Consider the following 20,341-nt stretch of genomic DNA (forward strand, 5'->3'; position numbering starts at 1 on the left):
CTACTTCTAACAGGCCTTGAGCAACAGCAACAGGTTGTGCAGCAAGCTTTGAGGTAGGTATAGCGGCACTGGAGGCAAGTTGAGCCATTGCTGGCGCACCCGATTGATCATTTGAAGGTTTGGTGGCTGCTGGTTGCGTAGTGCCGCCATTTTGGCTGCGATGGCGGTTTTGAGTGTATTGGCCTTAACCCGGATCGTGTGCTGGCTATACCTTGCCGGATGCAGGTGCACATGCCTTCCTTCTACAATTCCCCATCGCAATACCCAACTACTTTCGTCGGACAAGGTAATGACTCTATAGTCAGCCTTATTACTTGATAAGTAAGTCTGGAAGGCTTCTGGCTCCAGAATCTGGTGCTTTTGCAGGTATAGGATAGTCTCGTAAGCAATTTGTTGAGTTAATAACTCACCCAGGTATAGGTCGAGCTGCGAACTGCCTATCGTTTTGAGCTGAGCGACAAGTGCTGCCTCCTCCGCAGTAGCCTGCTCCTTTATAAACTCCCGGATATAACCCAGATGATGCTTGAGCGGATGAAAGAGGATAGGCGCAGGTATATCCGTGTGTTGCATAGCTGTTTTACGCAAAGAGAACTTGGTTGGCAAAATATTTACCATGCTTCAGGCAACCTACCAACTGTCTTTTTCATCTTTATGATGAGCACGGCAAAATAGTCGTGTATTGAGTTTCGTTTTAACTTAAATAAGAGCAAGGAGGCTAAAGCTTGCCTGCTGAACTGTAATTGGTTGATAGATAAACCATAGCTGTCAATCGATATAATGTCGCTGTAGGTATAAGTTTTGGGAAACTTAACGCTATATAGAGCACTTTGCAAAGCAATTACTTGTAATTTATTTGCCACCATTTTCGTCTGCCGCCTATGATACAGTTGGAAAATATACACAAATACTATGCGGTGGGGCACAACAAACTGCATGTGCTCAAGGGCATCGATATGCACATAGAAGAGGGTGAACTGGTCTCGATCATGGGTTCTTCCGGCTCCGGCAAATCCACTATGCTCAACATACTGGGCATTCTCGATGATTACGACAGCGGCAGCTATACCTTGGCGGGCACACCCATCCGGAATCTGTCGGCTGCAAAGGCGGCTTACTACCGCAATAAGTTTCTGGGTTTCGTGTTTCAGTCCTTCAATTTGCTTTCTTTCAAAAACGCCATGGAGAACGTGGCCTTGCCGCTTTACTACCAGAACGTGGGCCGCAAACAGCGGAACAAACTGGCGCTAGAGTACCTCGATATGGTGGGCCTGAAAGACTGGGCGGAGCATTCCCCCAACGAGATGTCAGGCGGACAGAAGCAGCGCGTCGCCATCGCCAGAGCGCTTATTTCGCAACCCAAATTGATTCTGGCCGACGAACCGACCGGCGCCCTCGACACCCAGACCTCTTACGACGTGATGGATATCTTCAAGGATGTGAACAGCAAAGGTATGACCGTAGTGATCGTGACGCACGAGAACGACATTGCAGCCCAGACACACCGCGTTATCCGTCTCAAAGACGGCCTGATCGTGCACAACGACCACAGCGCCGAAGAGGCGATACTGGCAGCGGAGGCAGTAGCTGCTAAAAGCTAAGCCTGACCACCAGCAATCAAAAATTAACAACCAGCAATCCAGAATATGTTTGACCTAGACAAATGGCAAGAGATACTCGGGACGATGCAGAAAAACAAGCTGCGCACGTTCCTGACCGCCTTTGGCGTGTTCTGGGGCATCTTTATGCTGGTACTGTTGCTGGGTGCTGGCAAGGGCCTGGAAAATGGGGTATACAACCGCTTCGGAGCCGGAGCCAAGAACAGCATTTACTTATGGACTGGCAAGACCGCCTTGGCGCACAAAGGCATGTCACCGGGACGCGAGATAAAACTGACTAATCAGGATATAGCGTCGGTGCACCGCGATGTGGATAACGTGCAGATACTCTCGCCCCGCAACCGGGTGTTAGGCGAGTTCACCATCAATTACAAAACTAAGAATGGTTCTTACCAGGTGTTTGGTGCTGAGCCGGGCTTTCTGAAAATAAACGGTGAGATACCATTCAGAGGTCGTTTGCTCAACGAGATTGACGAGCGCGAGAAGCGCAAAGTCGTCGTGATCGGTGACCAGGTGAGCAAGGTGCTGTTTGGGGAGGGAGATCCGGTGGGCGAGTATGTCAACATCAAAGGGATACACTTTAAAGTGGTCGGCACTTTTAAGATGCGCGGTAATAATAGTAGCCGCCGTGAAGAGCGGGCCTACATCCCTTTCTCGACCTTACAAACAGCTTTTAATCAGCCTAACCAGGTACAGATGATGGCGCTGGTAGCTGAGCCCGGGGTGAGTGCCAAAGACATGGAGGGCCGTCTGCGCAACTTGCTGGCCGAGCGTCATAAGTTCTCCAGTGAAGACAAGATGGCCATTGGCGTTGAGAACACAGAGGCGGAGTTTCTGAAAGTGATGGGCCTCTTTAATGGCATCAAGATATTTGTGTGGATAGTGGGTATAGGTACCCTTATCGCCGGCATTGTGGGTGTGAGCAACATCATGCTGATCATTGTGAAGGAGCGCACCCGCGAGATTGGGGTACGCAAGGCCCTGGGAGCAACTCCCTTCTCCATCGTAAGCCTAATCCTGCAGGAGTCTGTGGTAATCACAGCCTTTTCGGGTTATCTGGGTTTGCTGGCAGGGACAGGCGTGCTCGCAGGTCTGGAATACCTGATGGAATCATCGGGTGCAGAAGCGCCTTTCTTCGCCAATCCAGAAGTAGACCCCGGCGTGGCGTTGGCAGCTACCTTTATCCTGGTGATTTCCGGAGCCCTGGCCGGCCTGATGCCTGCCTTGAAAGCCGCTAGGATTAAACCGATAGAGGCGCTGAGGGCGGATTAGATTATTGAGTGAGTTAGTGAATGAGTGGTTGAGTGATTTTTTGTTTTTGATTTTATAAGTGGTTTAAAAGAAATAAAGCAACTGATTCGACCAGTCATTCATTTTAAATGAATTGTGAACCCGATAGTTTATTATGACTAATACGCAAACAGCATTTACTCAATCAAAACCTAAAAGCATAGAACAGACAATCAGATAAACGACTATCAACTAAAAGATTTTAATAACTCAATCAATAAAATAAAAACCACTCAACCACTCAACCACTAACTAAAAAACACTCACTCATCAACTAAATCACTAACTCCACCTATGATCGACATCGATAAATGGACCGAGATTTATAACACCGTAAAGAAGCACAAGCTGCGTACGGCGCTGACGGCTTTTGGCGTGTTCTGGGGCATTTTCATGTTGGTGCTGTTGCTGGGTGCGGGCAAGGGGCTGGAGAAAGGGATTACCTCTGAGTTTAATGTGGCCAAGAATGCCGTCTTCGTGTGGACGCAGCGTACCAGTGTGCCTTACATGGGCCTGAAAGCAGGCCGCTTTATACAGATGACCAACGATGATATAGAGGCCATTCGGACATTTGTGCCGGAGGTGGATGTGATTGCGCCGAGTAACCAGGTGCGCGGCAGCTTCTCGGTGGTATACGGCACCAAGAGCTCTTCCTTTACCGTGAATGGCGAAACGCCGGAAGTGCTGCAGGTGAAGCCGACAAATGTCATGAGTGGCCGCTTTATTAACCAGAAAGATGTAACGGAGCGACGCAAAGTGGCGGTGGTGGGGCCACGTACCCTGGAGCTTTTGTTCGGGGAGGGGGAAGACCCGATCGGCAAGTACATCAGTATCAAAGGCATTTATTTTCAGGTGGTGGGCACTTTTAAGCCGCTTGGCAAAGACGAAGATGTGGTGCAGGACGCGCAGACCATTTTTATACCGAATACAACTCTGCAACAAGCCTTTAACCAGCCTAACCAGGTGAACTTCTTTGCCATGACGCCGAAGCCAGGCATACCTGCTGCGGTGGTGGAGGAGAAAGTGAAAGCTCTGCTGATGAAAAGACACAAGGTGGCGCCAACTGATCTGAAAGCTTTCGGCTCAGCCAACGTGGAGAAAGAGTTTCAGGATGTGCAGGGGCTCTTTGCAGGTATAGCAGGCTTCAGCTGGCTGGTGAGCATCGGTACCATCATCGCCGGTATCATCGGGGTGGGCAACATCATGCTGATCGTGGTGAAGGAGCGGACTAAGGAAATAGGTATACGCAAGGCCCTGGGAGCCACGCCGCTGTCTATCGTGAGCCTGATCATACAGGAGTCTATTGTGATCACGGGCTTTGCCGGCTACATCGGTTTGCTGGCCGGTACCGGGCTCATCGCGACCATCGAAGGATTTATGGTGGACAACAACGTGCAGGCGGGCTTCTTTGGACCACCGGAGGTAAACCCGACTGTAGCCGTGACGGCGACTATAGTACTGGTAGTGGCCGGTGCGCTGGCCGGACTTATACCTGCCACTAAGGCCGCCCGCGTGAATCCGGTTGTGGCGCTGCAAGAAGAGTAATTTTAGCATCGAATTAACAAGAACATAATTGAGTATACCCCTATGAAAAAGGTTTTTATCGGACTGTTCGTGATTGTCATGCTGGCCTTGTCTGTTTGGCTGGGCCGGTACTTCTACAACAAGGCCAACACCGACCCGATCGTGTATAAAACGGAAGAGCCATTTGAGGCCGACATCGTGAAAAAGACGGTGGCCACCGGCTCAATTGTGCCACGCAAAGAGGTGGAGGTGAAGTCGCAGGTGTCGGGTATTGTGGAAGAGCTGTACGTAGAAGCCGGGCAGATCGTGAAGCAAGGGCAGCTGCTGGCCAAGATCAAGATCGTGCCGAACATCGTGAACGTGAACAACGCCCAGAATACACTGGAAACTGCCCGTATCAATTTTGAAGAAGCCAAGCGCGAACTGGCGCGTTATCAGGAGCTTTATGATCAAAAGGCCATTGCAGAGCAGGAGTTTCGCAAGTACAAAGCCGACTACGACCTGAAGCGTGAAGCTTTGCAATCGGCGGAGAGCAACCTACAGTTGGTACGCGAAGGGGCTTCCAAGCGTAGCGGACAGGCTTCCAACCTGGTATACTCTACCATCGATGGCATGCTGCTGGACGTGCCGGTGAAAGTGGGTACTTCCATCATCGAGCGCAACAACTTCAACGAGGGCACAACCATCGCCTCGGTGGCCGACATGCGTAGCCTGATCTTTGAAGGTAAAATAGACGAATCCGAAGTAGGCAAGCTGAAAGAGGGTATGGACCTGCTGCTGACCATCGGCGCCATCGAAGGCCGCGTGTTCAACGCCGAGCTCGAGTACATCGCCCCGAAAGGCGTGCTGGAAGAAGGCTCCATCAAATTCCCTATCCGCGCCAAGGTGCTGCTCGATGAGAAAGATTTCATCCGGGCAGGGTACAGCGCCAACGCCGACATCGTGCTCGACAAGCGCGAGAATGTAATGGCAGTGAAGGAAAGCCTGCTCAAGTTCGAGAAAGATAAATCGTATGTGGAAGTGGAAACTGCTCCGCAGGTATTTGAGAAGCGGGAAGTGAAAACTGGTTTGTCAGACGGCATCAACATCGAAGTGGTGTCCGGCCTGAAGACTACGGAGAAGGTAAAAGTGCCGGATGCGAACGCTACGCAAAATATTTAATTGTTTGTTTAAGGTGAGTAAAAAAGCGGGTTATACCCGCTTTTTTTTATGCGCTCTAATTAAATAGCCACTGCAAGATGAAATGTGAAGGTAAAAAGATGCACAGCGGGAAGAACAGCATGGCCAGCGCAAAGTACAGGCCGCCAGGTATAGCTCGCTGTGGTTCATTGCCCGGTCCGAACACCCAGTTCACGTTCTCTTTGGGGTCGGTGAGCAAATAGCTGAGAGGCAGCACGATCCAGGCCAGTGCTGTCTGGTACCAAATGGCGCGTGTATCATAACCCCACTCGATCAGCAGCCAGATCACGATGGCCGGCAGAAACACATGAAATAGCGAAAGACCTCTCAAAAAGAAGCTCTTGTCCGGGTGAAACATGTAATCACTCAGGCCTAGTAGATCCCTGCCTGTGAGCAGACGACCAAAATAATCCACATTCCAGACCAGCTCCAGCCCCAAAACGCCCACGGCCATCATACTCAGCAGAAGATGGTTCTCCGTCCAGAGTACGATACCCACCGAGAACAGCGCCACATCCGAGAACCAAAGAAAGTTGCCTGGGCCATAGTGCTTCCAATAAACTGGTACCAATACCAGTAGAAACAGGGTATAGGCGATCGGTAACCAGAGTGGAATGGTTTGGGAGATCATGGCGTATGACTCGGTTTCACATGTATACCTGAAAAGTCCGGAAAGGATCAGGTATAGCACAATCAACCAGCAGGCTTATTCAGATTCATTCGATGGGCTTCTCTTACCCCACTAAATATCACGCAACAGTTAACAATTGGCGACAAGACAAGTAAAATAATATAAGGATTTGATTTATAACGATTTGATTTTATAATTTATGGAATACCAAGGTGTAAATATCAGGAGGGTAATGTTCTATTGTTTGATGCTGCTGAGCGGTTTTATCTATGCCTGTGACGACGAAGATGATGTAGATGATATGCTCGAGAGTGAAATAGAATTCACAAACGTAGAGCTATCCGGTGAAAATGAAGTGCCGGCAGTTGCTACAAGCGGATCTGGTTCACTTACGGCTACCTACGATCGGAGCACCCGGATCCTGACATACAATTTCAGCTGGACACTCGGTGATGCCGGCGACAATACAGTGGGCATTCATTTCCACGGCCCTGCCCTTGCCACTGAGAATGCTCCTGTTGTAATACCGATTGAAAATCACACGAGCAGCTATACTGGCTCAGTAACAGGTGCCACCAGGGAGCTCACCCAAACAGAGGAAGAGCAGTTGCTTGACGGCAGGTGGTACCTGAACATCCACAGTAGCACCTATCCGGATGGAGAACTGCGAGGACAGCTACTACGCGGTGAAAACTAGCAGGCAGTATTGCCGGTGAGGTTTATGGTTAGCCTGTTTGACAATAAGGCAGGTATAGGTGTACCTTTGTGGCAAATTAGAATACCCTATGCACTTGGCTACTACTGAAGCTACCGTTAAGATACTGGATTTTGAACCCCAATACGCTGCTGCGTTCCGGGCCCTGAATGAAGAGTGGATCACCCGCTATTTTGTGATGGAGGATGCCGACCACAAGTCTCTTGGCAATCCGCAAAGCTATATCATAGACAAGGGAGGCTTCATTTTGATGGCGAGCTACCAGGGCGAGATCGTAGGTACCTGTGCGCTTATAAATGATGGCAATGGTGTGTACGAGCTAGCTAAAATGGCGGTGACACCCAGGGCACAGGGGCTGAAGATCGGGAAGCTTTTAGGAGAGGCGGCTATACAGAAAGCCCGCGAAGTTGGAGCCCGTATGGTATACCTGGTGTCAAACAGAAGACTTGAAACAGCGCTGAGCCTGTACCGTCGGCTGGGGTTTGTGGAAGTACCAATGCCACCCAGCATCTACGAGCGAGCGGACATCAAAATGGAATTACCTCTTTAAAAATCTGTGGAAGTAGGTATACGCTTCCGGCAGGTATAGCCGATTTATATCAGGCTGGTCTGGCGATTTGAGTCCTGGCGTGCAACACCCACTGTCATCCAGCAGCCTTTGTACATACCTTTTCGCTGCTTTGCCAATATGAACAGGTAGGGAACTTGCTCTCCGCTTGCACCCTTGATAACGACAAGCTGGTAGGCAGTGTCATCAGTTATCACCATTTTACCGGTTTTGTATGAAACAAAGTTTAGCATGGGGCTGTAGGCAGGGTCGCGCACCATCATCCGGAAATGATTGAGAGGCCCTAAACTCACCCGGCTGGTTGGCGACGAGAAATTAAAAACCGTGATAATGCCGCTGTCGGTGATATCGTTTCGTTGCAGGGCGTGTAACTGTATTTTGATAACCTGACGAGGAGAAAGTGTCTTAGAGGGCTTCAGAAAGCGGGCTTTTGAGTTCATGACCGTCTTGGCTTCGTCCGAGGTATAGCGTACATGGTCTTCCGCATTCATCTCGGGCATAGCCGGAAACTGCACCCACAGCAACACCAGCAAAATAACCCCTACACCGAGCAGGAGTTTGTCGTACATATTTTCAAACCCTCTCATATTAAATATGTACTTTATATAGAGTTAATAAGTTGTTAATAAATCATTTTGCCATGTAAACAGCTCTTTTTTTAGGGTAAATGGTCTACGGGGCATATAAAATTGAGAAGATTGCGTATAAGAGTTGGATTTTTCCTGTATGAACCATTTCCTGACACATCTTTTTCAATCTACACGTGGTTGGCTTGCCAGGCAGCCGCTGGTGCAGCGGCTGTTTCATCGGTTTCCCAGACTTTCCAGCTTTCTGCTCCGCCGCTTCGATACTACCACTTTCATTGGCTTACCCCTGACCATCCTGTTGCTGGTAATAGCGGTCAATGCGGCGCTGCTCTCACAAATAACTGAGGACGTAGTGGAGTCGGAGGGGGTGGTGCACCTTGACAAAGCCTTTACAGCCTTTCTCTACAGCATGCGCAGCGAGTGGCTGAGCCACACCTTTTATGCATTTACCCAACTAGGCACACGGGAGGCAGTCTTTGCCGTTGGGGGGCTGGCTACGATTGTGTTTTTGTACAACCGGCGCTACACGGCGGTATTGGCTTTCTGGCTTACCATGGCCGGGGTGGGGCTATCAGTGCAGTATGGCAAGAAGTTTATCAGCCGCGATCGCCCTACTGAGGTGGCTTTCTATCCGGAGCATAACTTTTCTTTCCCGAGCGGACATGCCACCACAAGTATGGCGCTCTGGGGTATACTGGCCTATTTTGGCTACCGCCACTTGTACCAGAGGCGCTTGCGCAACGGAGTGCTGGTAGGAGCAGGAGCTTTGATCCTACTGGTGGGGTTCAGCAGGATCTACTTAGGGGTACATTTCCTGTCAGATGTGTTGGCGGGCTTTCTGCTGGGTGCCATGTGGGTGCTCTTAGGGATAAGTATCGTGGAGGTGATGAGTTACCTCAGGACCCGCAAAAAGCTACGGGCCTCCACCTAAATATAGTCTGCATGCTATCTCTTATGCCGTCTTCTGCGTACAACACCTGACGCATACCCACTGTTATGAACTACCGCACCCTGACGAGGCTGAGTTCTCTGGCCCTTTTGCTTTACTTTTTGTTGACAGCAGCTACCGCCCGCGCCTATGGTGTGCTCACGCACCAGGCCATTATTGATGCCGCCTGGAAGGATTCTATTAAGCCTCTGCTGCGCAAGCGTTTTCCCAACGCCACCGACGAAGACCTGCAGAAAGCCCACGCACATGCCTATGGAGGTTCCATTGTGCAGGATATGGGCTATTTCCCTTTTGGCAACACATTCTTCACAGCCCTGACCCACTACGTGCGCAGTGGCGCTTTTGTCGAGAATCTAATCAAGTCGGCTACTACTATAGAAGAGTACGGTTTCGCGCTGGGGGCGCTGTCGCATTACAATGCTGACATACATGGGCATCCGCTGGGCACGAACAAGGCAGTGGCACTGGTATACCCGAAGGTAAAAGCTGAGCATGGGCAGGAAGTGACCTACGCCGAAGATCCTGCGTCGCATGTCAAAACTGAATTTGGGTTTGATGTGCTGCAGGTAGCCCGGGGCAACTACGCACCCGACGAATACCAGTCATTCATCGGATTTAAAGTTTCAAAAGAACTGCTGGAGCGTGCCTTCCTGGAAACGTATGGGCTTGAGCTGAATGATGTGTTTATGAACGTGCCACTGGCGATCGGAACTTACCGATATACCATCCGTGGCCTGATACCCGATTTGACCAAAGCAGCCTGGCAGGCCAAGAAGAGTGACATACAGGAAGCCAGACCGGGCGTAACCCGCCGTGAGTTTCAGTATCACATGAAGCGGTCAGATTTCAACCAGGCCTGGGGGACAGATTACGAGCGACCCAACATTTTCGCCCGTTTCATTGCCTGGATCATCAAAGTACTTCCCAAAGTAGGACCTTTCCGGACACTCGCCTTTAAACCGTCTACACCTGAGGCCGAAGAAATTTTCTACCACAGTTTTAACACCACAGTCGAAAATTACACAAAGCTTATAAAGCAGCTCAGACAACAGGGCCAGCTTAAGCTCGACAATATGCAGCTCGATACAGGAGAGCCAACAAAGCCCGGCAGTTACAAACTCACGGACGAGACGTATGCTGAGCTATTGCAAAAGCTTGCTAAGAATGAGTTCAAGCAAACAAGTCCTGCCCTGCGACAGGATATCCTCCAGTTTTACCAACCCCGGAAAGCGATGCAGGAAGTAGAGGAGGACGATCGTCCTGAATTAAAAGAAGCCCTCCTGCAACTAAGAGCACATCAGTTGTAAAGCATAAGCAGCCTCAGTAGTGTAGGTATAGCCAATGACGTAACCAGCACAGAAGTCTGCTGCCCATAGTCACTAACCTGAACGTTGATGAGCATATATGATTATAGCGGGCCGAACTTGTGCGCATTAGGGAATATGAGAGACGACTGCAACCCTGTATCCTAAAAACCGATACATATAAGTCTGACACCCTGTCTGAACAGGCCAAGTGCAGTTATATGACAAGGTGTACATGTGTTTAATTAAAAGAAACTTACCTATGGAAAACAAAACGAATAAGAATTCGCAATCGAATCAGAATCCAACAGCTCAGAGCAGCTCACAATCAAATACTTCGAATATGGGCTCAAGCCAGTCATCAGCTTCAAACGCTATCAGTGGCAACCAGTCTTCTGCCAGAAACTCATCTGGAAATAGCCAGTCGGCTTCTTCGGGCAAGTCGAACTGGAAGGATACATTCAAGAAAGAGAACCTGGATAACCTGACGGGCAAGCTGCAGGAGTTTGGCAACAGCACCATGAACAAAGTGAACGGGCTGAGCACTACTCAAAAGGTAGTAGGCGGTTCTTTACTGGCACTGGGTGCAGGCTGGGTGGCTATGAACTCGATGAATAAAAATAAATCAGGTAAAATGGGCTCTAAAATAGCGAGCGCCCAGGAGAAGCTGAAGAAAAACCTGAATAAGAATCTGGGAAGCAATAGATAATTGCTCCAGCTACAAATCTATATGGCAAAAAGCCGGGTAATCAGCCCGGCTTTTTGTTTCGTATAGGTATAGCAGACACGCAAATCTTGCGTATAGCAACAAAACCGACCTTAATAACTCTATGAAGAAGCGAATACTATGGAAGTAAGTAAAGCACTGGTAAGCGGACTGGCAGGGGCTGTTGCCATAACAATCGCACATGAAACCCTGCGCCGGCTCGTACCTGAAGCACCCCGTATGGACGTACTGGGAATGCGGGCCATTTCGAAAACAATGAAGAAGGCAGGGGCGCAGCCACCTGAAAGCGGTTCCCTGCGGGCCTGGGCCATGGTAGGTGATATCGTCTCCAATTCTATCTACTACAGCTTTGCCGGTGTAGGTAAAGGTGCCTGGCTGCGTGGCGGTCTGCTAGGAGCCGGAGCCGGAGCGGGTGCTGTGTTGCTGCCCGGGCCGATGGGCTTAGGCACTGACCCTAGTAACCGTACCAACAGCACCCGCGTGATGACCGTCGGGCTATACCTGATGGGAGGCCTGGTAGCCGCTGCCGTGGGCAGCGCACTCGCCTGCGATGATGAAAATTGCTGATACCTGCTACAAGGAACATAACATGTGCTCTGTATTTGTGACTGGCTTACTCTGGTAAATTAGCACATGTGCAGAGCACTTCTCTTTGAGGAGTTACAGGCTGATAGTCGGGTAAGGTATACTCTTTCATGTATACCACCTGCAGTTCTTTTATAGGGTTGCCTGGGTGTGCCTCGTTCCAGCGACGCACCAGGTAGTTGCAGTAGTAAGGCCTTAAAAACGCATAGTGCACAAACAAGTAATTTTCGGAGTACTTGCGCCAGCGGTCATTTTTAAACATGCTCACCACAGAAGCCGGCTTGGCGTAGTCTGCCTCTTTCCCTTCACGGTTCAGGTCGATTAGCTGACCATTCTCCGCATGTCCTTCCAGTACATACCAACCGTCGTCCTTAAAAACAGCGGGCGCAAACATGCCCCAGCGCTGGTCAACACGCAGTAGGTTGCCAAACCAGGTTGTTGAGTCGGGCATAGCGGGTACCCGCGCAGTTGCTCCTGACAGATTCCACCAGATGCAGTAGATCAGCACAAAAGTCACGAATCCTTCCCGGGCGTATCGCAGCTGGTTTTTAGAAAGCAGTGGCTTTTGCAGGCTGATCTGTAGCCGTAGTTGGGCCGGGCTTCTGAAACCTTTGAATATGCGCTGAAACTGGCCTGATAATGGTCTCCTGAAAGATGTGAGTAGTTTTCTCTCTGCCCAGTTCATGGCCTGAGGAGGAAGGAGACCAGAAATTGAAGCAATATTAATGAGGTAAAACAAACCTACAAACAGCGTCAGGCTGATGCCGATATGAAACATGAACAACACCCCCACCACAATGAGCCGCCATACGTGATTATAAAAAGGAATCAGCAGGAGGAAGGGCAGCAGCAACTCGGTATACCAGGTCGTGAGCGTCAGGAACCGGAGCAGCTCAGGGTATGGGTAGATGAGCTTGCCTACTGGCATCAGGATTTGGTCGAGGCTCAGGGCATAGTAGAGTGCGGTGCCATCCAGGTTCCATTCCGGTGAACTTTTGAGCAGGGCAGTGCAGAAGTATACCAGGAAGATCTGTAGGATATAAGCAGCTGTAGCCGCGCTAAAGTAAGTAGTTTGGAGCGGTTCCGGTTTTTTGGCTTTGGCTGCATCGTAGCTGTAGAATTTCCCCCATGGCAGAAACATCCCCCAGAAGAGCAGCATGCGCAGCAGGTCATCGCCTCCCTGTGCAATGAAAGTGTTCCGGTTTTGGAGCGATACGAGCAGTATCCAACTCACAATAGTAGCGGTACGTGTCTTGTAGCCGAGCAGGAGGAAAATAGCAAACACGGCAGCAATCAGGAAAAGCACGACCTGCACCTGCCATAGTCCGCTTAGGGTATGAAAGGAAAAGTGGTACGGATGCCAGCCAAATTGATGCAGTACATGCAAGGGAAGTACGCCCATGTTGGAATAGTGCGCTTCGAGGTCTGTTGCACGTATAGCGAGGTCGGTTAAGATAATACCGGCAACCCATATGCGCATGACTGCCAAGGCCCGAAGGTCAACTGTAAAAACACGTCGCAGGTATTGCTGCAGCTGATGCATGTTTTAATAAGGGGTTTAGTTTAAAAACAAAAAGGCAAACCCAGTCAGGTGCTTGCCTTTTTGCTGTAGATACCTGAGTATAATTCCTATCGAGGAGAAGTACCCATAGTAGTTGTTCCAGTAGTGGTACCAGTTGTAGTTCCAGTCGTTGTGCCGGTAGTGGTACCTGTAGTGGTACCTGTAGTTGTTCCGGTTGTGGTACCTGTAGTAGTGCCGGTTGTGGTTCCGGTAGTTGTACCCGTGGTTGTACCAGTTGTGGTTCCCGTAGTTGTGCCCGTTGTAGTACCTGTCGTGGTGCCCGTTGTAGTGCCAGTAGTGGTACCAGTTGTAGTTCCAGTCGTTGTGCCGGTAGTGGTACCTGTAGTTGTTCCGGTTGTGGTACCTGTAGTAGTGCCGGTTGTTGTTCCGGTAGTTGTACCCGTGGTTGTACCGGTAGTTGTACCCGTGGTAGTTCCGGTGGTTGTACCTGTCGTGGTTCCCGTAGTTGAGCCGGTTGTAGTGCCATACACATCGGTATCTGTTGAATCAGTACCAGTAGTCGTTGTGTCTGCACACCCTGTCATTACCGTCGCTGCTACAAATGAAAGAGCGAGAATGTTTACAAATGTCTTTTTCATAGTCCTTTATTGTTTGTAATACTGTAAAAATTAGATTTCAGTATCCTGTTTACGGAACTATGGCTATTTGGATAGTTTTTTTGTGGAAATACACTAGCCAAATCCTGTTTTGATGCTAAATACTCAGGACAGGAATTCGGAATGATACGTAGTAATACCTATCAGTTTAAGGCTTCTCAATCTGGGTTCTTGTTAGTTGCCTGCTCGTAAAGAAACTCCTTGCGTGCTCCTTCAAGTTCATCAATAAGCTCCTGCCGTAGGCGTTTCAGGCTTTCTGCTACCGGGCTCTTGCTCAGAAAGAGGCGTAGCAGCAGCCAGTGTTCACGTACCCGCAGCAGTGTGTTCCAGTAGCGCAGTGCAAAAAAGCCTGACAAGGGTAGGCTGATCAGGTATAGCAGCAGATATACGGCGTTTGGCCAGAAGTGCCAAAGGATAGCGCCCTGCAGGGCGTACAATACCGGAAACGAAAAAATACCCACCGACAGCATGATCGGTGCTCTGAATTCCTGCTCCTCTGTAAGTGCATCAGCTACTTTAGAGGGTATGATATAGGCCAGGTAGTTATTGATAAGCCCGTAGAGGTATAGCGGCATAGTAAGCGTTAGCAGTAAGGTACGGGCAAGACTCTGCCGCAACAGCACATTATTTTCTTCCATAGTGGGAAGGTGTTGCAGGTCCAGTTCCTGAAGCTGCTGCGTATACGATCGCATTTTGTTTCGAAAGCGCTCCACCCGCTCCGGTTGGGTTTCCATAAAGTGCGCCAGCCCTTTTACAATAGCTCTTGTCAGCAGGAAGTCACGCACGTGGCGTGGGGCTTCGATGGGTGTTTGTGCCGCCAGTTTCTCTTTGTATACCTGCTCAATCTGACGCACAAGTGCATCCTCATCATCAGAAGGGGTTATCACAATCAGCTTCTCGAGCTGCTGCCGTATCTGGTCCGTCAGTTCATTGACAGTGCCCTTCTCGTCCTGCTGGTATTGAGTCAGGTAAGGGGCGACAGCGATGGGTCTGCCCACATTCACGAACACATCACTTCGGAAGCGTGTAGGGTCAGAGTAGTTGAGCCCCACAGGGAGTATCTGCAGGTTAGCCACTGCTGGCATATGTGCTACAGCCCCCAAGGCCATCCGGGCCGTGCCTGTCTTGATTTTGCGCAGGCGCCTTTCGTTGAAGCTGGTTCCCTCCGGAAAAATAAGCAGTGTTTTGCGCTCCTTCAGTGCCTGGTAACTGGCTCTGAACGTTGCTTCATTGTCTATTGGAACGCCCGGCGTATCCGCCTGCCGATGAATAGGAATCAGGTTCATGCGGTGTAGCAGCCAGTTGTGCAGCGGCGAACTGAACACCGTACTCTTCGCGATAAAATACACCTGTTGCGGGAGCAGCGAGGCGATCACGATCGGATCCATAAACGTATTGGGGTGATTAGCCACTACCAGTAACGGTCCTCGCACTGGCATCAGGTGACGATTGCGCACCACAAACCTGCGGAAGAACACCCAAAGGCCTGTACGTAGAATCAGCTTTAGAACAAGGTATAGCATGTGCGCTTTTCAGGTATGAGCATATACTTGCCGAGGAGTATGCCTGTATTTAGCCTGACAATATAAGCAATATCCTGAATAACCGGATATAGGAGAATGGGGACGAACAGGACGCAGTCGCAGGTATGGTAAGTTATCGATAGATAATAGGCGAAGTAAAAAACAGCTTATTCTTCAGAAGTAAGCCAATCGTAAGCGGAAGTGAGGTCATCAAATTCCCGGGTTTCGAAAGGAAGCGGATGGGGACGGCTGGCAAATACCTGCTGAATCTGGCGGCTGGCAGCAGGGTCGAATGGATTGAGAGAAGCAAAGCGCTTAAGTGGGAGTTGGCTAAAAGCCTGAACATATACATCGCGGGTCCAGGCCAGGTCGTCGGGGTCTAGGGGAGAAAGTAGACGGCTGTCAGTAATGGTGTAAGGCGCACCCAACTCCCGGGCAAGCCTGATCAACCTGATGAGTGCCTGTCTGTATTGCAGGCTGCTGCACTTGCCATACCATTGACTTAACAGCACATGGCTGGCTGCATGATACTCTAGGAGCAGATAATCCGTTTGAAAGTAAACCATAAGTTATGGCATTAAACCGGTGAATATCAGCTTAATGATACTGAATAAATATGGTACAGTCAACCTTTTTATTATAAAATGACGCTATCATAATATTATAGTAATGCTATGCTTTGCGGAAGTTCTCCTGATTTGTGCTGCAACCTGATCTAAAACAAGTCCACAAAGATATTCAGGACCCCTTCCTGGTACTGTGTGGATACAAAAAAGCCGCAGATAGCAGCACTGAATGCTTGAATCTGCGGCTTTCACATCTGAGAAAAATTATTTTGTTCTCAGGTTATTGGCGTTACTACCATCAAGTTTGCGGGTGTCTTCTTCATTTTTGGCTGCGGCATTGCCGCCCTCCTCTATACCTTCTGGCTCAGCGTCTATAATGTCGTGCTCCTCTTTTTTGAGACCCTCCAGCGGTTCCGGGTTTTCTTCAGGCAGACGCTCGCTCTCTTCCGAATTGGTTATATAATCGTCTTCACGTGGTGTTTCCATGGTTCTGTATTTTAGGTTATACTTTGTGTACGTATTGCGGGCGCAAGGTTTAGGTGCATCCTGTGTTAAAATCGGCATTGCTTTACCAGGCGCATTAGCCCTGCTGCTTTTCTATGCCTACATTTCGTTCAGGTATAAGCTCCATCAAGTCCGCAAAACACCAGAGGCGGATGCGGAATAACATCATAATAGAGCGGACCAAAAAAGACATGACCCAGAAGCAGCTGGCCGGGGCCTTGGGCGTAACCCGCCAGACGATCAACGCCATCGAGAAAAATAAATACCGGCCTTCTACCTTAATGGCTCTTAAAATGTCAAACCTCTTCGGCTTAACCGTAAATGCGCTTTTTGTGCTCGAGCAGGGTGATTAGCAGGCTCCAAATACTCTTGGTACAGGTATGGCGGCTGCCCTGTGTTAAAAAAAGAAAGCCCTTGGGTGCATTTTTAGTTTGTGAGCCCCAACATTTTGCGGTAACTTTGGGCAATTTATACCTACCAAAGCACATGCCTAAAGACACCAGTATTAAATCCGTTCTGATTATTGGTTCTGGCCCTATCGTTATCGGCCAGGCCTGCGAGTTTGACTATTCCGGTTCGCAAGCAGCCCGTTCTCTTCGTGAAGAAGGAATCGAGGTGACGCTCATCAATTCAAACCCCGCCACTATCATGACCGATAGTGTGACAGCGGATAATGTGTACCTCAAGCCGCTTGAGAAGAAGTACATCATTGAAATCCTGGAGAAACATAAAATTGACGCCGTGCTGCCAACCATGGGCGGGCAGACAGCCCTGAACCTGGCCATCGAGTGCGACAAGGCCGGCATCTGGGAAAAGTACGGTGTCCGTATCATCGGGGTGGACATCAACGCGATCGAGACCACCGAAGACCGCGAGAAGTTTCGCCTCAAAATGATCGAGCTCGGGGTAAATGTTTGTAAGGGAGAAACAGCTACCTCATTCCTGGAAGGAAAAGAGATAGCGCAGGAAATTGGTTTTCCACTCGTTATTCGCCCTTCGTTTACCCTTGGTGGTACGGGGGGCGGTTTTGTTAATACCCCTGCCGAATTCGACGCAGCCCTGACCCGCGGCCTGCACGCCTCACCGGTGCACGAAGTGCTGGTAGAGCAAAGCATCATGGGCTGGAAAGAGTACGAACTCGAACTGCTGCGCGACAACCTCGGCAACGTGATCATCATCTGCTCGATCGAAAACTTCGATCCGATGGGCGTGCACACCGGCGACTCCATTACGGTAGCGCCTGCCATGACCCTGCCAGATACGGTATACCAGCAAATGCGCGACCTGGCCATCAAAATGATGAACGGCATCGGGCAGTTTGCAGGCGGCTGTAACGTGCAGTTCTCTGTGAGCCCGGACGATGACACCATCATTGCTATTGAGATCAACCCGCGTGTATCCCGCTCTTCGGCGCTGGCTTCTAAAGCCACTGGTTACCCGATTGCCAAGATCGCTGCCAAGCTGGCCATCGGCTATAACCTCGATGAATTGAAAAATGCTATCACCAAGACTACCTCGGCTTACTTTGAGCCGGCGCTGGACTACGTGATTGTGAAAATACCGCGCTGGAACTTCGATAAATTTAAAGGCGCCAACCGCACGCTGGGTCTGCAGATGAAATCTGTGGGCGAGGTGATGGGCATTGGCCGTACCTTCCAGGAGGCGCTGCAGAAGGCCTGCCAGAGCCTCGAGATAAAGCGCAACGGACTGGGCGCCGATGGCAAGGAGATGACGAATTATGATGACCTCATCTACAACCTGAAGAACCCTAGCTGGAACCGCCTGTTCTGCATCAAAGACGCCATGCGCATCGGTATACCTACCAGCACCATCCAGAACCTGACCAAGATCGACCCATGGTTCCTTTCCCAGATCGAAGAGATCGATATGTTGGAGAAGGAGATGGAGAAGTATACCCTGGCTACCCTGCCGGGTGAGTTGCTGCGTGAAGCCAAAGTAAAAGGCTTCGCCGACCGCCAGATCGCGCACATTCTACGCTGTCTTGAGAGCGAAGTGCATGCCGTGCGTATGGAACTGGGTATACAGCGCGTGTACAAAATGGTGGATACCTGCGCCGCTGAGTTCGAAGCCAAGACACCGTACTTCTACAGCACCTTCGATGGTGAGAACGAGAGCATCGTGACCGACAAGAAAAAGATCGTGGTGCTGGGTTCCGGTCCGAACCGCATCGGACAAGGTATAGAGTTCGACTACAGCTGCGTGCACGGTGTGCTGGCGGCTAAGGAGTGCGGCTACGAAACCATCATGATCAACTGCAACCCGGAAACGGTTTCCACGGACTTCGATATTTCGGACAAGCTGTACTTCGAGCCGGTATTCTGGGAGCATATCTACGACATCATTCTGCACGAAAGACCGGAAGGTGTGATCGTGCAGCTGGGCGGACAGACGGCCCTGAAGCTGGCTGAGAAGCTAGACCGCTACGGCATTAAGGTGATCGGCACGAGCTATAAAGCGCTTGACCTGGCCGAGGACCGCGGTTCGTTCTCCTCACTGCTGCGTGACCTGGACATTCCATATCCTCCATTCGGTGTGATCGAGTCTGCTGAAGAGGCGCTGGAGCTGTGCAAGGAGCTGAAGTTCCCGCTGCTGGTGCGCCCAAGCTACGTACTCGGAGGCCAGAGCATGAAGATTGTGATCAACGAGAAAGAACTCGAAGCACACGTAATCGACTTGCTGAAAGACCACCCGGGCAACAAGGTGCTGCTCGACCACTTCCTCGACCATGCCATTGAGGCAGAAGCCGACGCGATCTGCGACGGCGAGGACGTGCACATCTGCGGTATCATGGAGCACATCGAACCAGCTGGTATCCACTCCGGTGACTCATACGCCGTGCTGCCTCCGTTTGACCTGAGCGAGAACGTGATCAAGAAGATTGAGGATTATACCAAGCGCATCGCTTTGGCATTGGATACGGTAGGCATCATCAACATACAGTTTGCTGTGAAAAATGAAGAGGTATACGTGATCGAGGCGAACCCACGTGCATCGCGTACCATCCCGTTCATCGCAAAGGCTTACCGTGAGCCGTACATTAACTACGCGACCAAGATCATGCTGGGCGAGAAGAAGGTGAAGGACTTCAACTTCAATCCACACAAAGAAGGCTACGCCATCAAAGTGCCGGTGTTCTCGCACAGCAAGTTCCCGGAAGTTAATAAGGAGCTCGGTCCTGAAATGAAGTCCACAGGTGAGGCGATCTACTTCATCGACAACCTGCAGGACGACTACTTTGTGAAAGTATACTCCGAGCGAAACCTATACCTGAGCGTGTAGTGAACCGCTTCTGATAAATGCAGCAAGCCTTCTCTGTAACCGGGGAAGGCTTGTTTGTTTTTGCTAGTGTAGCTGTGGTTATAGGTATAGCATACATTTCCCAAACGCTTCCAAATTTCCTATCTTTGCATCGCTCCGCCGAAATGACAGACAATAACCTTTTGGCAAGAGAGTTGTAACAGAAAAGGTACTGTTTTTGTTAAACAATAGCTGGCCACCAAACTGGCTATACCTTAACCGACTATCATGCTTAAATTCATATTCGTTACCATACTCGTTATCTTCTTTATCAGATTAGTAGCTCCCATCCTGTTCCGCTGGTTGCTGGCTTTCTTTGTGAAGAAGAGCCTGCGCAATGGCACTTTTTTCTACTCTAACATGAACCAGCAACGCCCAGAGCCGCAATCCAACGGCAATGGCCGCCGACAGGGTGATGTCAAGATTGATTATGTGCCGGAGCAGCCGGACCGCAAGGATTTCAACGGCGGCCAGTATGTCGATTATGAAGAAATAAAATAAAAGCCCTATCTTTCAGCTCTATTCAAAGAGCATATTTAAATTTCGTTTTTGCCAGCGAAAAATGGTCCGAACGGGT

At 50.1% G+C, this 20,341-nt stretch carries 21 protein-coding genes; 13 read left to right on the forward strand and 8 right to left on the reverse strand.

Annotation, left to right across the window (positions count from 1 at the left end; genetic code table 11):
* Positions 1–6: 6 nt before the first annotated feature.
* The gene (locus BW972_RS18625; protein ID WP_007655532.1) at positions 7–570 is read right to left on the reverse strand and encodes a hypothetical protein; all 564 of its coding nucleotides are present in this window, start codon (positions 568–570) and stop codon (positions 7–9) included.
* A gap of 308 nt (positions 571–878) precedes the next feature.
* On the opposite strand from BW972_RS18625, the gene BW972_RS18635 reads away from it, so the two are divergent.
* From BW972_RS18635 to BW972_RS18650, 4 genes are all read left to right on the forward strand, one after another.
* Positions 879–1,598: an ABC transporter ATP-binding protein gene (locus BW972_RS18635; RefSeq protein ID WP_007655534.1), complete on the forward strand. Its 720-nt coding sequence runs from the start codon at positions 879–881 to the stop codon at positions 1,596–1,598.
* A gap of 45 nt (positions 1,599–1,643) precedes the next feature.
* Positions 1,644–2,888: an ABC transporter permease gene (locus tag BW972_RS18640; protein WP_076423247.1), complete on the forward strand. Its 1,245-nt coding sequence runs from the start codon at positions 1,644–1,646 to the stop codon at positions 2,886–2,888.
* A gap of 312 nt (positions 2,889–3,200) precedes the next feature.
* Positions 3,201–4,451, forward strand: a complete 1,251-nt coding sequence (locus tag BW972_RS18645; RefSeq protein WP_076423248.1) for an ABC transporter permease — start codon at positions 3,201–3,203, stop codon at positions 4,449–4,451.
* Between the two features lie 42 nt (positions 4,452–4,493).
* Entirely contained in the window at positions 4,494–5,591 is a 1,098-nt protein-coding gene (locus BW972_RS18650) for an efflux RND transporter periplasmic adaptor subunit (protein WP_007655538.1), read from the forward strand.
* 55 nt (positions 5,592–5,646) lie between these two features.
* Here the strand turns inward: BW972_RS18650 and BW972_RS18655 are convergent, their stop codons facing one another.
* On the reverse strand, positions 5,647–6,300 hold the full coding sequence (locus tag BW972_RS18655) for a membrane-associated protein (protein WP_234986452.1): 654 nt from the start codon (positions 6,298–6,300) through the stop codon (positions 5,647–5,649).
* Between the two features lie 139 nt (positions 6,301–6,439).
* Between BW972_RS18655 and BW972_RS18660 the strand changes: the two genes are divergently transcribed.
* Entirely contained in the window at positions 6,440–6,937 is a 498-nt protein-coding gene (locus tag BW972_RS18660) for a CHRD domain-containing protein (protein WP_007655543.1), read from the forward strand.
* A gap of 88 nt (positions 6,938–7,025) precedes the next feature.
* Complete coding sequence (locus BW972_RS18665) at positions 7,026–7,505, forward strand: GNAT family N-acetyltransferase (RefSeq protein WP_076423249.1); 480 nt, start codon at positions 7,026–7,028, stop codon at positions 7,503–7,505.
* 44 nt (positions 7,506–7,549) lie between these two features.
* Here the strand turns inward: BW972_RS18665 and BW972_RS18670 are convergent, their stop codons facing one another.
* Positions 7,550–8,092 carry a DUF4864 domain-containing protein gene (locus BW972_RS18670; protein WP_159439874.1) on the reverse strand — a complete coding sequence of 181 codons (543 nt, stop codon included), beginning with the start codon at positions 8,090–8,092 and terminating at the stop codon, positions 7,550–7,552.
* Between the two features lie 157 nt (positions 8,093–8,249).
* Between BW972_RS18670 and BW972_RS18675 the strand changes: the two genes are divergently transcribed.
* From BW972_RS18675 to BW972_RS18690, 4 genes are all read left to right on the forward strand, one after another.
* A complete protein-coding gene (locus BW972_RS18675; protein ID WP_007656803.1) occupies positions 8,250–9,041 on the forward strand; it encodes a phosphatase PAP2 family protein in 792 nt (263 codons plus the stop codon).
* Positions 9,042–9,106: 65 nt separating this feature from the next.
* Positions 9,107–10,366 carry a zinc dependent phospholipase C family protein gene (locus BW972_RS18680; protein ID WP_076423250.1) on the forward strand — a complete coding sequence of 420 codons (1,260 nt, stop codon included), beginning with the start codon at positions 9,107–9,109 and terminating at the stop codon, positions 10,364–10,366.
* A 259-nt stretch (positions 10,367–10,625) separates the two neighbouring features.
* Positions 10,626–11,072, forward strand: a complete 447-nt coding sequence (locus tag BW972_RS18685) for a hypothetical protein (RefSeq protein ID WP_143732152.1) — start codon at positions 10,626–10,628, stop codon at positions 11,070–11,072.
* 138 nt (positions 11,073–11,210) lie between these two features.
* Positions 11,211–11,657 (forward strand): hypothetical protein, encoded by a 447-nt coding sequence (locus BW972_RS18690; RefSeq protein ID WP_076423252.1) that lies wholly within the window; start codon positions 11,211–11,213, stop codon positions 11,655–11,657.
* A 46-nt stretch (positions 11,658–11,703) separates the two neighbouring features.
* Here BW972_RS18690 and BW972_RS18695 read toward each other — a convergent pair whose 3' ends face one another.
* From BW972_RS18695 to BW972_RS18715, 5 genes are all read right to left on the reverse strand, one after another.
* Positions 11,704–13,218 carry an HTTM domain-containing protein gene (locus BW972_RS18695; protein ID WP_007656809.1) on the reverse strand — a complete coding sequence of 505 codons (1,515 nt, stop codon included), beginning with the start codon at positions 13,216–13,218 and terminating at the stop codon, positions 11,704–11,706.
* Positions 13,219–13,304: 86 nt separating this feature from the next.
* Entirely contained in the window at positions 13,305–13,835 is a 531-nt protein-coding gene (locus BW972_RS18700) for a hypothetical protein (RefSeq protein ID WP_200805498.1), read from the reverse strand.
* A 176-nt stretch (positions 13,836–14,011) separates the two neighbouring features.
* A complete protein-coding gene (locus BW972_RS18705) occupies positions 14,012–15,376 on the reverse strand; it encodes a lysophospholipid acyltransferase family protein (protein ID WP_076423253.1) in 1,365 nt (454 codons plus the stop codon).
* Positions 15,377–15,543: 167 nt separating this feature from the next.
* Positions 15,544–15,942, reverse strand: coding sequence for a hypothetical protein (locus BW972_RS18710; RefSeq protein WP_007656818.1), 399 nt, complete (start codon positions 15,940–15,942; stop codon positions 15,544–15,546).
* 264 nt (positions 15,943–16,206) lie between these two features.
* Positions 16,207–16,506 (reverse strand): hypothetical protein, encoded by a 300-nt coding sequence (locus tag BW972_RS18715; RefSeq protein WP_007656819.1) that lies wholly within the window; start codon positions 16,504–16,506, stop codon positions 16,207–16,209.
* Between the two features lie 92 nt (positions 16,507–16,598).
* Here BW972_RS18715 and BW972_RS18720 point away from each other — a divergent pair, with 92 nt between their 5' ends.
* From BW972_RS18720 to BW972_RS18730, 3 genes are all read left to right on the forward strand, one after another.
* Positions 16,599–16,799 carry a helix-turn-helix transcriptional regulator gene (locus BW972_RS18720; protein WP_007656820.1) on the forward strand — a complete coding sequence of 67 codons (201 nt, stop codon included), beginning with the start codon at positions 16,599–16,601 and terminating at the stop codon, positions 16,797–16,799.
* Positions 16,800–16,932: 133 nt separating this feature from the next.
* Positions 16,933–19,746 carry a carbamoyl-phosphate synthase large subunit gene (carB, locus tag BW972_RS18725; protein ID WP_076423254.1) on the forward strand — a complete coding sequence of 938 codons (2,814 nt, stop codon included), beginning with the start codon at positions 16,933–16,935 and terminating at the stop codon, positions 19,744–19,746.
* Positions 19,747–19,992: 246 nt separating this feature from the next.
* The gene (locus BW972_RS18730) at positions 19,993–20,265 is read left to right on the forward strand and encodes a DUF4834 family protein (RefSeq protein ID WP_007657287.1); all 273 of its coding nucleotides are present in this window, start codon (positions 19,993–19,995) and stop codon (positions 20,263–20,265) included.
* Positions 20,266–20,341: the final 76 nt, after the last annotated feature.

It is taken from the genome of Pontibacter lucknowensis, assembly GCF_900156415.1.
Classification (GTDB): domain Bacteria; phylum Bacteroidota; class Bacteroidia; order Cytophagales; family Hymenobacteraceae; genus Pontibacter; species Pontibacter lucknowensis.